The sequence below is a fragment of the Paenibacillus sp. HJGM_3 genome (genome assembly GCF_045062745.1).
GTDB lineage: Bacteria > Bacillota > Bacilli > Paenibacillales > NBRC-103111 > Paenibacillus_AA.
This window is the reverse complement of sequence record NZ_JBJGED010000056.1, coordinates 1-14,696: the sequence shown is the minus strand read 5'-3', so window position 1 is coordinate 14,696 and position 14,696 is coordinate 1. Positions and strand designations below refer to the sequence as shown.

Annotated in this window: 15 protein-coding genes; 3 read left to right on the top strand and 12 right to left on the bottom strand. The window is 45.7% G+C overall.

Annotation, left to right across the window (positions count from 1 at the left end):
* Positions 1 to 33: 33 nt before the first annotated feature.
* A complete protein-coding gene (locus tag ACI5FR_RS33665; protein WP_405462725.1) occupies positions 34 to 702 on the bottom strand; it encodes a Type 1 glutamine amidotransferase-like domain-containing protein in 669 nt (222 codons plus the stop codon).
* 300 nt (positions 703 to 1,002) lie between these two features.
* On the opposite strand from ACI5FR_RS33665, the gene ACI5FR_RS33660 reads away from it, so the two are divergent.
* Positions 1,003 to 1,191 (top strand): hypothetical protein, encoded by a 189-nt coding sequence (locus ACI5FR_RS33660; protein ID WP_405462724.1) that lies wholly within the window; start codon positions 1,003 to 1,005, stop codon positions 1,189 to 1,191.
* Positions 1,192 to 1,735: 544 nt separating this feature from the next.
* On the opposite strand, the gene ACI5FR_RS33655 is transcribed toward ACI5FR_RS33660, so the two are convergent.
* The 9 genes from ACI5FR_RS33655 to ACI5FR_RS33615 form a co-directional block, all read right to left on the bottom strand.
* Positions 1,736 to 3,580, bottom strand: coding sequence for a S9 family peptidase (locus ACI5FR_RS33655; RefSeq protein ID WP_405462722.1), 1,845 nt, complete (start codon positions 3,578 to 3,580; stop codon positions 1,736 to 1,738).
* Positions 3,581 to 4,174: 594 nt separating this feature from the next.
* Positions 4,175 to 5,446: an IS110 family RNA-guided transposase gene (locus tag ACI5FR_RS33650; protein WP_405462721.1), complete on the bottom strand. Its 1,272-nt coding sequence runs from the start codon at positions 5,444 to 5,446 to the stop codon at positions 4,175 to 4,177.
* A gap of 96 nt (positions 5,447 to 5,542) precedes the next feature.
* Positions 5,543 to 6,157 (bottom strand): hypothetical protein, encoded by a 615-nt coding sequence (locus ACI5FR_RS33645; protein WP_405462720.1) that lies wholly within the window; start codon positions 6,155 to 6,157, stop codon positions 5,543 to 5,545.
* 328 nt (positions 6,158 to 6,485) lie between these two features.
* Positions 6,486 to 7,025: a hypothetical protein gene (locus ACI5FR_RS33640; RefSeq protein ID WP_405462718.1), complete on the bottom strand. Its 540-nt coding sequence runs from the start codon at positions 7,023 to 7,025 to the stop codon at positions 6,486 to 6,488.
* Between the two features lie 237 nt (positions 7,026 to 7,262).
* On the bottom strand, positions 7,263 to 7,781 hold the full coding sequence (locus ACI5FR_RS33635; RefSeq protein ID WP_405462717.1) for a GyrI-like domain-containing protein: 519 nt from the start codon (positions 7,779 to 7,781) through the stop codon (positions 7,263 to 7,265).
* Positions 7,782 to 7,865: 84 nt separating this feature from the next.
* Positions 7,866 to 7,994, bottom strand: a complete 129-nt coding sequence (locus tag ACI5FR_RS33630) for a VOC family protein (RefSeq protein ID WP_405462727.1) — start codon at positions 7,992 to 7,994, stop codon at positions 7,866 to 7,868.
* Between the two features lie 434 nt (positions 7,995 to 8,428).
* Positions 8,429 to 8,830, bottom strand: coding sequence for a VOC family protein (locus tag ACI5FR_RS33625; RefSeq protein ID WP_405462715.1), 402 nt, complete (start codon positions 8,828 to 8,830; stop codon positions 8,429 to 8,431).
* A gap of 404 nt (positions 8,831 to 9,234) precedes the next feature.
* Positions 9,235 to 9,450: a GNAT family N-acetyltransferase gene (locus tag ACI5FR_RS33620; protein WP_405462714.1), complete on the bottom strand. Its 216-nt coding sequence runs from the start codon at positions 9,448 to 9,450 to the stop codon at positions 9,235 to 9,237.
* Between the two features lie 225 nt (positions 9,451 to 9,675).
* On the bottom strand, positions 9,676 to 10,614 hold the full coding sequence (locus ACI5FR_RS33615; protein WP_405462713.1) for a helix-turn-helix transcriptional regulator: 939 nt from the start codon (positions 10,612 to 10,614) through the stop codon (positions 9,676 to 9,678).
* Between the two features lie 184 nt (positions 10,615 to 10,798).
* Between ACI5FR_RS33615 and ACI5FR_RS33610 the strand changes: the two genes are divergently transcribed.
* Both ACI5FR_RS33610 and ACI5FR_RS33605 read left to right on the top strand, forming a co-directional pair.
* Positions 10,799 to 11,278, top strand: coding sequence for a hypothetical protein (locus tag ACI5FR_RS33610; RefSeq protein ID WP_405462711.1), 480 nt, complete (start codon positions 10,799 to 10,801; stop codon positions 11,276 to 11,278).
* A gap of 294 nt (positions 11,279 to 11,572) precedes the next feature.
* Positions 11,573 to 12,049: a GyrI-like domain-containing protein gene (locus ACI5FR_RS33605; RefSeq protein ID WP_405462710.1), complete on the top strand. Its 477-nt coding sequence runs from the start codon at positions 11,573 to 11,575 to the stop codon at positions 12,047 to 12,049.
* Positions 12,050 to 12,454: 405 nt separating this feature from the next.
* Here ACI5FR_RS33605 and ACI5FR_RS33600 read toward each other — a convergent pair whose 3' ends face one another.
* Positions 12,455 to 12,751, bottom strand: coding sequence for a hypothetical protein (locus tag ACI5FR_RS33600; protein WP_405462709.1), 297 nt, complete (start codon positions 12,749 to 12,751; stop codon positions 12,455 to 12,457).
* Positions 12,752 to 13,562: 811 nt separating this feature from the next.
* On the bottom strand, positions 13,563 to 14,189 hold the full coding sequence (locus tag ACI5FR_RS33595) for an S-layer homology domain-containing protein (protein WP_405462707.1): 627 nt from the start codon (positions 14,187 to 14,189) through the stop codon (positions 13,563 to 13,565).
* Between the last annotated feature and the right edge of the window lie 507 nt (positions 14,190 to 14,696).

Here is a 14,696-nt window from a genome sequence, read left to right as displayed (position 1 = left end):
AGATTGCACCAAGAAGCTAGCAGCATAGTAAGATCATGGCGTAAACAGTTTCCAATGCCCTTCGGATACAACTTCGACCGCTCCATCGATCACTTTGATGGCGGTTTGATCATCAATTGCATACGCTGGCCCCTGCATCCCGGCAGCCCATCTCTCTGCTGCAGCCATCGTGTTATACGGAAGCATCTCGTGATCCAGGTGGGGAAAGATTGAAAAATCGACCAGTCTCAGCGTTTCGTCGCCACCGCCGGGTGGAGTCCAGCCAACGAAGAATTCACCAATGTTAGGTGCCATCACCATGCTCCCGGCGCTCAGTCCCACATAAACTGCCTGCAGCGACGGCAAAAGGTCTGCCAATCCGGATTGTCGCATCCAGTGGCACAGGTAGAGGGCGTCGCCGCCCGCCACCAGCAGGACGTCCGTCTCCCGGACCAGCGGCACCCAGCGGTCTACGTCGATGCTTGGCAGCGCTGTGAGCTCCAGCACGCCGACGGACTTCCAGCCCAGGTCAACCATGTGATCCTCGGAATTCCCGCTGATGAACTGCCAGGCTTTGATGCCGGGGCCGACCCAGGGGTGTCCGTACATCGCGGTGGGGATGCACAGGGCATTGGAGTCGGCGATCGGCTTGCCCAGCATGTCAACCAGCGCGTCGTGTATGCTTTTGTTCTTGATGCCTCCAGATGTGAGCAGAAATTTCATAACTTCAACTCCTCGTCTTTGTGTTCGTCAGACTTTTAATTCTTCAGACTTTTCTATATTATACCATTTCGGCGCTACGCGTAAATTTGCCGTTACTTGTGATACGGTTCTCCGCGCTGTCTGTAACTTTTGGGGCCATCCTTTGTGGGATGGCCTGTTTTATTGCCAAAATGGAAAGCGAACTTGACATTGATCAGGTTGCACGATATGCTTTCTTTGTGGAAAGTTAGCTTTCCATGGGGAGGGTGAACGCATTATCGCATTCGACACATATTCATGATGAAGAAAGGAATGAAGACAATGACGAAATTATCTTATAGTGGTTTAAAATACGGAGAAAATAATGTGGAAGTAAAAATATTGGTGGAGATACAAAAGGATTGGATTGAGATAACACATACCGAAGAAGTGTCTCAAGTAATGAATAAATCAACAGGTGAATATATCGTAGTACATCGAAATACTTTGAAATTCGATGTTGTTTCATAATAAGAGACATTGAACTTGAATCTACGAGACGCTGCCAGATTGGCACTTCCGACACTCTTTCCCGGCCTTGGAGAACCGCCTCCGGTTCACCATAACCTCTTCTTTCCGCGGGGTGTGTCGGGAATATTCCAATCAAAAAACAAATGTTACATGCACCATTCCTGCGATATCATATTCCCAACCCTACACATAGCCCCTTAAGGAATTCCGGAAAAAACTTGCCGTTATTTATGGTAGGGTTCACCTTACCATTACTAAATATCCTGCCCGATAGTTTGAACAGGCAACCGTTGATCCCGGCTGCCTGTTCGTCGTGAAGCTATCGTGCCCGTTAAAGAATCGATGCTTTTTCATCTGACACCGCACGTCGTGTCGGGGCGGCGTTTCCTTGGTCACAGCCACGTGGCAAGACTGGTTATCCACATTCCGTGGCAATCGGACAAGTTTCTTGACATCTCCAATTGACAAGAACATTGTCCGATAACTGAAAGCCCGCAATATACACGAACTTGACTCGGTCGACCCTCCAAGCATAATAAATCGATTATTCGTTTCGCCCGGCCAAGTGCTTGGCGAGAAACTTCTCGGCTGTCTCATAGAACTTCAGTCGGTTCTCCGGCTTGGCGAAGCCGTGCCCTTCGTCCGGGAAGAGCAAATACTCGTAGTCCAGTCCCCTCTCTCTGACCGCATCGACGATCTGCTCCGATTCGGCTTGCTTAACTCGCGGGTCGTTGGCGCCCTGAGCGATCAGCAGCGGAATTTTGATCGCATCGACTTTAAACAACGGGGACCGGGATTTGAGGAACTCTTCCTCAAGATCGGGATTGCCGACCCTTTTGTGAAGCATGGCAAGCATTGGCGCCCAATACGGTGGAACGGAGCGGATCAGCGTGACCAAGTTGCTTGGGCCGACAATATCCACTGCGCAACAGAACAAGTCCGGGGTGAACGTCGCGCCGACCAATGCCGCGAAGCCGCCGTACGACCCACCGTATATCGCCACTCGGTCCGGGTTCGCATAACCCATCTGCACCGCCCATTCCACGGCGTCGACGAGGTCGTTATGCATGGCGCCCGCCCACTCCTTATTGCCTGCGTTGAGAAAATCTTTCCCGTATCCAGTCGAGCCCCTGAAGTTGACAGACAGGCAGGCATAGCCCCGGTTCGCCAGCCACTGATGCACGGAATGAAAGCCCCAGTGGTCTCTCCCCCACGGTCCGCCGTGTACGTTCAGTACCATCGATACGTCCTCCCGCTGTCCCAGCGGAAACGTGATGTAGCCGTGAATCGTCAGGCCGTCGCGCGATGTAAAAGATACCGCCTCCATCGCCGCCAGTTCGTACTCAGCCAGAACCGGATTGGCATGAAACAGGAACGTTCCTACGCGGGCTTGCCTATCGTAGGTGTAGTAAGCGGACGGCTCCCTGTCGGATTGGAATGTGATCAGCCACTTGCGGTCTTCGAGATCACGGCTGCTGATCTGGAAGTCTCCGTCATGCAGACTGCGAATCGCTGCAAAATCCTCTTCCACCGCCGCATCCAGCACCGCCCATTGTTTTCGCTCCCTGACGAACGCAACAGCTTGAACCTCATACGTATCGGGATCGAGCATGACTTCTCCGACATCGTATTGCGGGTCCTCCGCTACTACACGGTATGTCCCTTCTTGGGCATTCATCCGGACCAGACGGCCCGAGTTCGTATTTCGCGAATCGATGACGAACAGCTCCTTGCCGTCTTTGGTGAAACCGATTGGACGGCTAGACATGGCGTCCTCGCTGTTCCAGGACACAATCGTTTTCCAATCGGAGCCCTCGTCGTCGCGGACCAGCAGGTCAGCCCCGCCGTCCGGCGTGGCGGCGCCGGCCCCCCGCACATGTAGATCGGCGTCAACCACCCAGCCGAGGATGTTACCGGGGTTTTTGGCGACAAGCGATAGCTCTCCAGTTGCAATGGTAAGGCGATAGACGTCATGCGCGGCTACATTCTCCTTATTCAGCGCGACGAGGACCTCGTCCGGATGATCCTTGCTGGTTTTGATGACTTGCGCCTGCACATTCTCGAACGGTGTCAGGTCCCTGACTTCCTTGTTCTCCAGATTGACAGAATAGAGCCGCCAGTTTTCGTTGCCTCCAGCATCCTGCCCGTAGAGGATATGCTTGTTGTCGTACCCCCAGAAATACCAGCGGATGCCTCGATCGCGGTCATGAGTAATAGGCTCTGACGTGTGCTCTCCGGCACGACCGACCCAGATGTTGAGAACGCCCTCATCTGGAGCCAAATACGAAATGTACTCGCCATCCGGAGATAGCCGCGCTTGCGTTTTGTCCGGGTTGCCGAAAAGGATTTCTCTCGGGATCAACCGGACTGCCGATGCGGAATTGCTCATGGACAACATCTCCTTTGGAGTAAAATAGATGGTCTCCATCCGGTAGGTATCTTGTTGTCTTCTATCAGATTAAACTATTTTACCAGAAAGAGGAAGTGTGGGAGCAGTAAAAATACTCCGAGTAAGGGGGGCAGAGTAATACTGCCCGTTTACCTCAGCAACAACGGCAGCCGATTGAGTTCCGGCTGCCGTCATTTGGTGATTGAACTCCCTCAGTACGATTCAGTTTTCTCACAAATGCTCGCTTATCCGCAGGATTTCGCCCTTGCCAGATTAACGGATGATTATTAAAGCAGCCCTAGTTGAGGACCGGGACAACATGAAGGCGTGAGGAAATAGAGGGGAGATTCAAAACCCCATATCCTTCCATATACTGCACGCTTCTCCACGCCGCCCCTGGAGGTTTTCACTCCCATGTCTCAACGGGTCTTTGCCCTCTCATTCCTTCGTTACGCCTGTCCAAGGGGTGGAGGCCGGTCTTGCTATCGTTACGGGTCTTTGCCCTTTGGTTCAATCGAATCCGGTATTCCGTGCTTTCTTTTGAAATCCCGCGAATAAGCCAAAATTTGTACGACGAAACGGTTGGATATTACTTTAAGCTGCTAGCTGAAGTGGCATCGTTTTATGAGGATTGTAGACTTCGTTGCCGCGAGCCATTCCAACGAGTATACGAGCTAATTTACCGCACAGTTTCATAAGAGACCTCATTTTCTTCATTTTTTTCACCTGTACATTGTACGCATGCATAGCTTTGAATTCTGGATTGTTCCCCACCAAACTCATCGTCATCATGAAGATGAAACGCCGAAGGCGAGATCGTCCGCGTTTACTAATTTTCATCTGCCCTGTCCATTTGCCAGAGCTTGCTTCAGCGAGGTTGAGGCCAGCATGCCGAAGTAATGCATTGCCGTGTACAAAGCCGCTTAAATCCCCTGCCTCACCAAGAATTCCAGCTAATGAAATGGCGTTAATCCCTTTTACAGCAAGCATAGATTTAGCAAACGGAATGCGGTCTAATACAGCAATAATCTCTGTCTCTACTACTTTCAGCTGCTGGCAAGCAAGATCGTATTCAGCGAGAAGCTGCTTTAAATGAAGCTTGTACGCATTTGTAGCTTGTTTAGAGCCAACAGAATGCCTGGCAAGAGCAATAAGAGTTCGAGCCTTTCTTTCACCAGGTTGACGCTTCATTAGGGACTTCCAACTGAGTACCACGTCTTGTGGCTCTAATTTCCCCAGTTCTTCAGGTGTTGAGAAAAGCCGTAATGTGGCTAATGAGCCTTTGCACATAAGGTTTTTAAAGACTTGTCGCAACTCAGGGAACACAACGTCAACCCAACGGTGGATTTGATTCTTTGCACTAACGAGTCTCGTCACAACAGAGTCCCGATTCGAGAGAAAGACTCGAAGCTCTTGAAAGGCTTCAGGTGTGTTGCGAGTGAACGAGTAGTAGCCGTTCTTAACCATGTCGGCAATAACGAGAGCATCCTTTTTGTCGCTCTTAGATGGCCTGTTGTCACGGTTTTCCTTATTCTTTTTCACGAGATGAGGATTGACGAGGACAACCTCGTATCGACGCTCGGAGAGCCATTTAGAGAGGTTAAGCCAGTAATGACCGGTAGGTTCCATGCCCACAATTGCCAAGCTAAGACTATGAGCTGCTTGAAGTGAATGAATCCACCGTAGAAGATTTTGAAATCCTTCTTCATCATTCGAGAAGGATATGGGATTACCGACTACGATTCCACGGAAGTTAACTGCACGTGCGACATGAAATTGCTGGGCGATGTCGATCCCCACGACAAGATGCTGAGCGGTAATTTTTTCAATGAGTTGATTTTGTTTGTTCTGCGCTTTAAACTTCATAGTAGAGCGTCCTCCTAGATGATGGGATTTTAAGGGCTATGACCCGTTGCGTACTCCCATCGTACCGAGGCGCTCATTTTTTTGCAAAGCTCAAAATTAACGCTCTACAGGAATGCTATCGTTCCTCGATAGTTCAACGATAAGTCGATTTCCGATATAAGTTAAAACTTTCTTATGGTTCCATATCTGAGCTTCAATATAAGGTAATGTTTGTTCTGAAAAAGTCCATTTCTTTCCAAGCAGTTCTGTTACATTACTTATTAAGAGTACTCTGGCTTCAGAAAGTGTAAAAACACGTCCGTGATATTCAGCTTGATAATGTTCGGTAGGTTTATACTTCCAAGTCCCATAGGATACCATACTATCTGGATACGTGAAAGTAATATCATGCTCATCAAAAATTGATATCGGTATACTAATCTTGTCATATTGGGATCCTGCATGTTCTTCTACGATATCTGAAGTTCCCAGGAGTGTATAAAAGGGATATTCGGCTTCTGGTTGACCTCCTTTTTTAATAAAACTATTCCTTAACCATTCCTCTGTTTCTAGTCTATCTTCCATGTACTTCTTCGGCTGCTTAAATCTTGAAACCAAAGGTGAATCACCTGAAAGATTCTCCATTATTTTTAGAGCCTCTGATTCAGACAGTGCGGATAAACTTTGAAAAGGTAATGCTCCTTTTCTGAAATAGTGCGTAACATAGTCCATATTCTACCCTCACTAGTTAAAGATTTTCCTTCTTATTTCATCCAACAATATAGCTTTCTCCTCTTCAGAAGTGGCATCTGAAAGCTTAACGTGCTGCAACAGGAGGGATCCAGGGCTCGAAGCTGCATACGTGTCATCCCACCCACATTAGTAATCATCACAACCACTAAAATATTCCACAATAGACCACACTATCCTGCCCGTTTACTTCAACAGGAAACGGCAGCCGATCTTTGGGCCGGCCGCCGTCATGTCATGATTGAACTATCGCCCCCGTTAGAGCGTAACTGCCTATTCTTTTCCGCGATTTGAGACAAGAACGAATAGATCACTCAATAGGTACTCGCACAATTGTCGACCACCTGTCGGAGATGGGGCTACACCAATTGACGAGAATCTCGCGTCGTTCGCCTCTGATTTTGTATCCTTTTTGATTTATATATTCGACAATTTCATCAAAAGTTAGATGACACTCATAATGATGTCCACGATGAAGTTTTTGCGCGCAGAGTCCTTGCTTCTCACTGATGAATCTGGTTACTGGAACCAGTTGATCTATATATCGCTTATCCACAAGTGATTTAGCTTTATCATACATGTCATATGTAACAATATCGGGGACCTGCATGAATTGTGTAAAAGACCATTGCCCATCATCATGCTTCTTGTGCCAAATGTATTCAGCAGGCATCAACTTAAACTGATACCCAAGCGTCTCTTTCGTTATCCTCTTAATCTGGTTTACGATTTTTGATATGACCCAGCCTCCCTGCTCCGGTAATCCAGTCCAATCCAAGCTAGATTTTCCCTGAAAAATGATAAATTGTAATACAGGGACATCAATAATTTCAATTGCATCCGCTTTCATAAAATCAACCGCACCCCTAATTTATGGAATATGCTTTTATTGTTAGTAAATCAGCTTAGCCCTTCTTTGCTTCTACTAAGCTGGCCGTTAGTTGAACAGGCCGCCGTATAATCTCCTCGATACCCGGTGGATTGCATCGACGTTATTTTAACTTGTATTCAAGGAAATGTTTTTTTGTTATTCCTTTTACTATACTGGTTCACTGTCCACTATAGTAAACAATCAAATGTAATTGCTCTATAATGCTTTCTTCACCGGAATCCATAATTCCTCAAAGTATTTACCATCAGGTGCAGTATAGTAAATTTCCATATTTGGCCCGATTGCATGGTCATAATCGGAGGATGGGAGCCATTCGCTATTTGCTTGTTTGAATAGAATGGGAATTTCCGCACCTATCTGGTCTGTTTTTTCACTTCTAAATACTGCCCAGGTGGTTTTCGGAATCTGCACGACTTTAAAACCTGTTGTATTATTGTCCGTCTTTTTCAGTGCGCAAATCAAGTAGGGGTAGATATTGTCGCCCAGATCTGAATAACCACATACCGCATTTATCACAAAGCTTCCATCCTCGAGTGGAAGACCACGACCATCTGGGTAACGCGCTCCTCCTGCAGCGTCAAATAATTTTTCGTAGTTGCCGTTTTGACGGCACTCATCCCAAAAAACCGGAATTTTCTCGGTTTCATCGAGTCTGAAATTTCGTTCAATACCAAAAACTTCAAACGCTTCTCTTTCTTCAATCCGCCAATTCATAGCCTGAACTCCTTTGATTTTTATTTTGGAAAGTAAGCACACATTTTTCGATAAGAACTGCTCTCTGTCCAGATTTAATGAGAGTCAAGATATTCCCTCAGGATCGGTGATATTGAATTGTCGATGTCCATTGCCGTGGGTCACAATGTCGCTTACGGTAACACCTGTATCCCTCAAAATTGCATATGCAGTATCGATTTCCTTGGCGGCGATCGCGTATTTATTTTCCTTTGATTCAGATTATTTTTGATCATCCTGAACGATGAGAATCCCAGTTCTCTGCATATCGAAGTAGCCGGTACATGAACCGTTTCCCCTGGCACGAGGCAGCCGGAGAAAATCCTTATAGAAGGGCTCTACATTCGGATAGTTATCAACACGGATACACACTACGGCGACTCGATTCTCGATTACAGATTGAACCATTGTTTCATTTATCATCCTCCCTAAGTAGACTCGTTCCACTAATAAAGATACCAATAGGGACAAAAATCTATCATGATAAAATAAATCGACTATTGTAAGTATCCTGCCCGTTCGAACAGGCCGCCGTAATGCCGGCAGCCTGTCGATATTGTGCTATTGTTCTTCGTTAGTTCAGCGTTAGTTCAGCGTTAGTTCAGCGTTATGACAGTTCACAACTTATCCTATTCTTTCGGTTCATACGCACCTAATTCATTTCCAAACGGATCCACGAACTTAATCACCCAACCGAAGTCTTCCTCTTGGTATATTCTGATCAGCGTATTGTTCTCGGTTAATGTGGCGTGCAATGCTTTAATATTTTTGGTCAAAAACATAAAAGCGGGCATTGGAAAGTCATCTTCCGATAACCATGCAACTTTCGTGTCTTTACTGCTGCGATGAAGCATTAATAGTGGTCCCTGACCAAATTTTAACCATCCTTGAGCCATAACCTCTAATCCAAGCACTTTGGAGTACCACTCGGTTCCTTTTGCGATATCGTTTACCGGCAACTGAACATGATCTACGTACTCGATCAGCTTATCCTTCGTTCCAGTAATTACATTGTTCGTTTGCTCCGACATATTTACTTCCTCCCTACTTTGGTTATTGTGAAGCAATTTGAATGCACTTGGAACAAGGTTGGGTTTGTAACCTTCGGAATTTTTCCCTCGAATACGTTTCGTCGAATACATTCTTGCATTTTCGCTCGTAATTATCACCCCAATAAGGCAACGATCGGACGTTTTTTTAGATAATCTTATCATGGCTGATCAAATTCTGTATGTCATTTTTTATCAACTTTATTTGAGATTCGTTTCGCAATCCTGACCTATTAGTTCAACGAACAACGGCAGCCGCTCGAGTGCCGACTGCCGTTATGTGGTAATTGAGCTATATATCGTTCTCCATTATCGGAATGACCTAAAGATCTCATGTTGTTAACCTCGAATAAATCTTCGTTGCATCCCCATAGGCGTAGTACTCTTCAGCAAAATATAATCACGGAATCATTGAACTTATTGAGTCTTCGCTCGAAGAAAGCAAACCTCAAGAGGATATGTACAGCCCTGGTCCCGTAACCCTTCCCCCGGTGATCTCTGTCGATTCGAATTCCGATGCTGAATGTACCGTTTCTTTCATCAATGCTGTTCAGGTTAATTCCACCCACATTTTCGCCGTCCAGACTCTCAATGGTAAACATTAGACGGTTCGATGAAAAGTCGGAAAACCTTTCCGCAATAGATTTTGCTTCCGAGATTGTTGGCGCGATAATTCAACGGAACACTCTACAAGCCGATTCACCGTCAAAACGACTTACACCACACAAACACCGCCGTTTACGCCTAGGTTCTTCACTTATTTCGATTTTTGGGGAAACAGCCACGTACATGGGGTAGTGCATTTATTGACTTAGCGTGCATTTTCGTTAACGTGTTGGCGGTACCCTTAAACGCTCTTCCAAAATCACGCGCAGCTCATCAGGAATCCGTTCAAACTCGACCCCTTTCCCCAAAAACAAAAGCCAATCCGCATAATACGCCAGCGTCTCAACATCGGTCACATCCAGTTGAACATTGAAAATCCCGCTCGACTGAAACATCCCAGTAAAGGACAACATAATCCCCGGCGGGTGCATACGCTTAAAACGCTGAATCCCAGTCATATCAAGCTTCACAACAAGATTGGACTCACGGGCACCAAGCAGTTTTTTGCTTAAAATCTCTTGCTCAGACCACTTCATCTCCTGCTCAGAAATTACCGAATCCCGCAGCATCTCAACAGGCAAATAACGAAACTCATCCGTATCAAAATCATAAACCTCGACCCGCCACTGAGCGTTCGAGTTAAAAATATGCAGCAAAAAAACGTCCATCAACTGCGGCCAGCCCGGACTCAGCTCATAAGTCAAGCGCAAGTGCCTGTCCCGCACAGCAAGCGAAATCAGCTGGTTCAGCTCCGCAGGCGCCGCATCATCGAGCTCCAAAAGATTAGGGTTGGCAGGATTTGTATTTTCAAAAAGCAAGATATTATTCAGCTCGATCAGCTCGTCTTGCTGGGTTTGCGAAGCGATGCCGATAAGTTTTTCAGTGATTGAACGGCGATTTTGCAGATAAGGCAGCTGCGAATTTTTCGAGGCGATAAAGCTGATAAAAATCGCCTTCAGCTCTTCTGGAGTGAACCGGACGGCGGGCAAATACTGATTTTGCAGGACAAAGTAGCCGCCACCGCGTCCAAGCTCGGTCGTCAGCGGAAAACCCATTGCCTGAATCTCGTTAATGTCGCGGATCGCCGTCGCGCGGGAAATCTTGAACTCCCGCTGAATCTCGGCAATCGTAAAATGCGCGCGGTTATTGATGTAGCGCATGATCAAGTTCACTCGTTCTGTTTTCTTCATGATTTTATTGTACCAAAAATGTAGCAAAAAAAAATGTCAGTACTGATAGATAAAACTTTACTTTCTTGATTTTCAATAAAGAGTATCATTTTTTGATACATTCGGCTAATAGAATCAATCTTGTAAAAAATAAATCCACTAGGGAGAGAACAAAATGGCTAATTACGCAATCCAAACAATCTCGGAAAACTACAAAATGACTGCTTTCGGTGTTTCACTTGAAGACTACAACGATTGGGCAGGTAATGCAGCAAAAACTGCAGCGAAAAAAGCTGAAATCACTGAAAACGGCAAGCTTGCTGAACTTCTCGCGCTCGCTGACGGGCAAGAATATCAAATCAACTACGTCATCGACGGCAAGGGTTGGCGCGGCTTCGGCGTCATGGGTGAATTCGACGTAGAAGGTGCGGTCGTCCTGAATTTCCTCGCTGGCGACTACCTCGTCGTGCCTGGTACAGGCGCTGACAAAGACCGCCTTGCTGACGAAATCACAGGCAAAGTTTTCGGCGGGATGTTGCAAGAAATCACAGACTACAAATACGTTGGTCCTGGTAACTCAACATTCGTCAAAGCTGCTGAAAACGGTGAATTCTATGGCGAAATGTGGCTTCGTGTAAAGAAAGTCGAAGGCTAATCTCCGTCTCATTCGACGAAATCAAAAACCAAGGTCTGTCAAATTTGACAGACCTTGGTTTAAGAAGAAAAACACTTGAAAACCTCACTTCATTTTTATTCTTGCAATTTTGGCGACGGCTATGCCCTTTTTGAACTCGTCGGGGTTGCTACAATTCGCTGAGTTCGGCGCAAAGTAATTTTAGATATACTGGAAATCCAATCGTAGCAACAAATCCCGGGATTACCGATCGTGAGCCTTTTGTAGCGGAGCCTGACCTCTCAGAAGTTAAACCTGGATAATAGGAGCACTCACATGACAAATTACTCACTTGAACACAAAAAATCTTTCACATTGACCGCTTATGGTTTTTCAATCCAATCAAATTTTCAAGACATGCAGGCTTTGCAAAAGGAAAAAGCTGAGTTTTGGGGCAGACTCAAGGCTGACGGGCGTTTTGATAAGCTCAAAAACGCCGCCAAAGACGATCGCGAATGGTCAGTGAACGAGGTTTATCAAGGAAAACCGTGGAATTATTTTGCTGTAGAAGCTGGAAAATCAGTGGCTGACGCAACGCGCATCATCGAGTTTCCAGAGAGCGAGTACATCGTGGTCGCAGGAAATGGCGACAAAGAAACTTTGTTTGATCAGCTGACTTACCGTGCTTTTGGCGAAGTCTTGGCCCATATCACCGACTATGCATACATCGGCGGTCCAAATGCAACTTATCGCATAGATAACGGCGACGGCACTTTCTATGGGGAATTTTGGGTGCCCGTTGTTAAAAAATAATTCATAACCACCGGCTTAAATCAGCCCTATAAGGGCATGATACAAGCAAGCGCATCTAAGGCGCACTGAAGATCTGCCAATCGCTAGTGTTCACGGGCTGAGGGAAAACGGGTCAATGAGTTCCTTCATCGTTAAAAAGCCAGTCAGATCAAAGCTTTGATCTAACTGGCTTTTTATTTTGAGTCTCATTCGTACCTATAAAAGTCTCATTTGTTTCTATAATCAGTCTCAGTTTGTAATCATTACTCACAATCCAATGTGTGCGTAATGGTTACAATTGAGACTAAAATCAAGTCAAATTGGTCGGTCTAATGGTTATAAACGAGACTTTGTGCGAGTTCATTGAGACTTTCCGTTATTATACCTACAACTGAGACTTTCAAAAATGCAGGATTAATCATAAAGCTACTCTTGTTTTACTCTTTTTCGTCGAGAAAGTGATATCCCGCCAAAGCCGCTAATGACAGCAATGTAAAACCCTAAATCGTACCACCAGCCTGAGTTATATATTTCATATACTCGAATTTGGTGCTTAAAAATGCCAATAATGAGTGAAACAGGTGCAACCCAGCCATGCCAAATCCCCCAGAAAAAACCTGCGGGATGATGAGAATTATTCACTCCATCGCCAGGCACACACCCCGTTAATGAAAGAGCAGTAAAAGTCATAAGTACCATTATTAATAAAAACCTTATTTTCATATCTCAGCACCATCCAGTCAATAAGATTATCTCAGCAATTCCTCCGCTTCATATTTTTCCTAGAAGTAGGTAATTCGCGAAGTAATTACGCATTCCTGCCCATTCAACGGAAAACGGCAGCCGATCGTGTGCCCGGCTGCCGTCATGTCGTATTTGAACTATCGTGCCCGTTACGTTAACGATTCATTTGGATGATCTCATAAGTCCAAGAAGTTCTTCGTAGATACTTGGATTAGCTCAAATGAATTCTTCCCCGTAAAGATCAGACGGGACTCCCTTCAGGGGCTACACATGTCAAGATGCCGTGATTTCGACTGACCATTACGTGATCCCTATTAATGATTAGGTCAGCCAATAAAGCCTACATTGCTCAAAGTATAGATTCACGTCCTCCTGTCATATACTGTACTGTGCCACTATTAGTCCGATTCTCTTCTTTTGAGGACGGGCTTTTTTGTTTTGATTAGCTGCCCGTTTGTTTAAAGAGCGGGACTGCAATAAAAAAACGATTGATCGGCCCCACCGCTGCGCTCTTGTACTCCGTTAGTTGAACGAACAACGGCAGCCGATCGTGTGCCGGCTGCCGTCATGTCGTGATTAAACTATCGAATACAATAGCTAAATTTTAACCGCCTTTCAATAGGGCGGTTTTCTTTAGGACGAAAATCAACATTAAGATTTAACATAGCCTATGTAAAAGAAAAGGGACAGGCACGTTACACCCATCCCGTTTTTTAGATACTAGTTTGAAACCCTATCCATGTACTAAATGCTTCAATAACACTGTTTGCCTCGATGCCGCAGTCTTTCCTTAGAACGTTGGTGTCTCAATGCGGTCAAACGTGTCAGGGTCAAGTACCAAAAACTTGCCTGTCATTGTGTCCGCTGTGCGAATATCCTTGAAATCCTCCGTAGTTGCTTCAACATTACGGGCAGTGCTGTTCGGTGCTACTGTCTCACTCATTAACAAGATGTCCGAACTAATCCCGTTGATAGCCATATTGTCAATCTGTACTGTAACGGCTTTGCCAGTCTTGTTTTGAATCGTAAACGTCGGGTAGCCTTCGGATGTCATACCAGTAAAGGTAACTTTCACGTTCGGAGTATCAACCAGAACCTTTCCTTGGACGGGCACAGGTGACGGAGTCGGTGTTGGCGTAGGTGTCGGACTAGGTGTTGGAGTCGAAGTATTATTGATGGTGATAATACCTGCGTCAGCCATATTCTTTAATACCTGTGCTAACTGGCCACGAGTTACATACTTATCTCCACCGAAACTACCGTCACCCATTCCAGTCATTAGGTTGTGTTTATTAGCCCACTCAGCGGCAGGAGTCCACCAACCTGAATCGGAAAATACAGACGTAGCGGTAGCACCTGCAATACCTCCAAACAATGTCGAACTTGCAATAATAGTAATCAATATTGTCTTTTTCATCTAATGTGTTCCCCCATGTTGTTTAGTTTTGCTTTTCTATTTTACGGCAGGGGAAGAAGTTAATCATTCCACTAATTTTACCAAATAAGGGTTACTTTACCTCGTTGATATGCCCATTCTTAAACCACGTTCTACTTCCTGTTTGTTAAGTGAACAAAAGAGGAGTATTGGCAGCAGCTCCTTCACCGCGTTATGCATTTTGATATGCCCCGTCCTCAAATACAATAACGTCGTCGTTGAAGGATTTTGAAATAAATCACTTGCCCCGTCTATCGATCAAATCCCAGATCGCCTGTACTACTGCATCTGGACGATCTACATGGATCCCAGCTGTGTCCTGCATCTTTGATCGCACGGTTCTCACATCGTGGAACCGATTTGGCGAATTTCGTATAGAAGTCATATTTGATAAGCCAATTGAATTATCCTGCCCATTACTTCCCTCGGTATTAAGGAATTTTCTCACGTATGCTCGCTCATTCGCAGGATTACGCCCTCTTGAAAAAC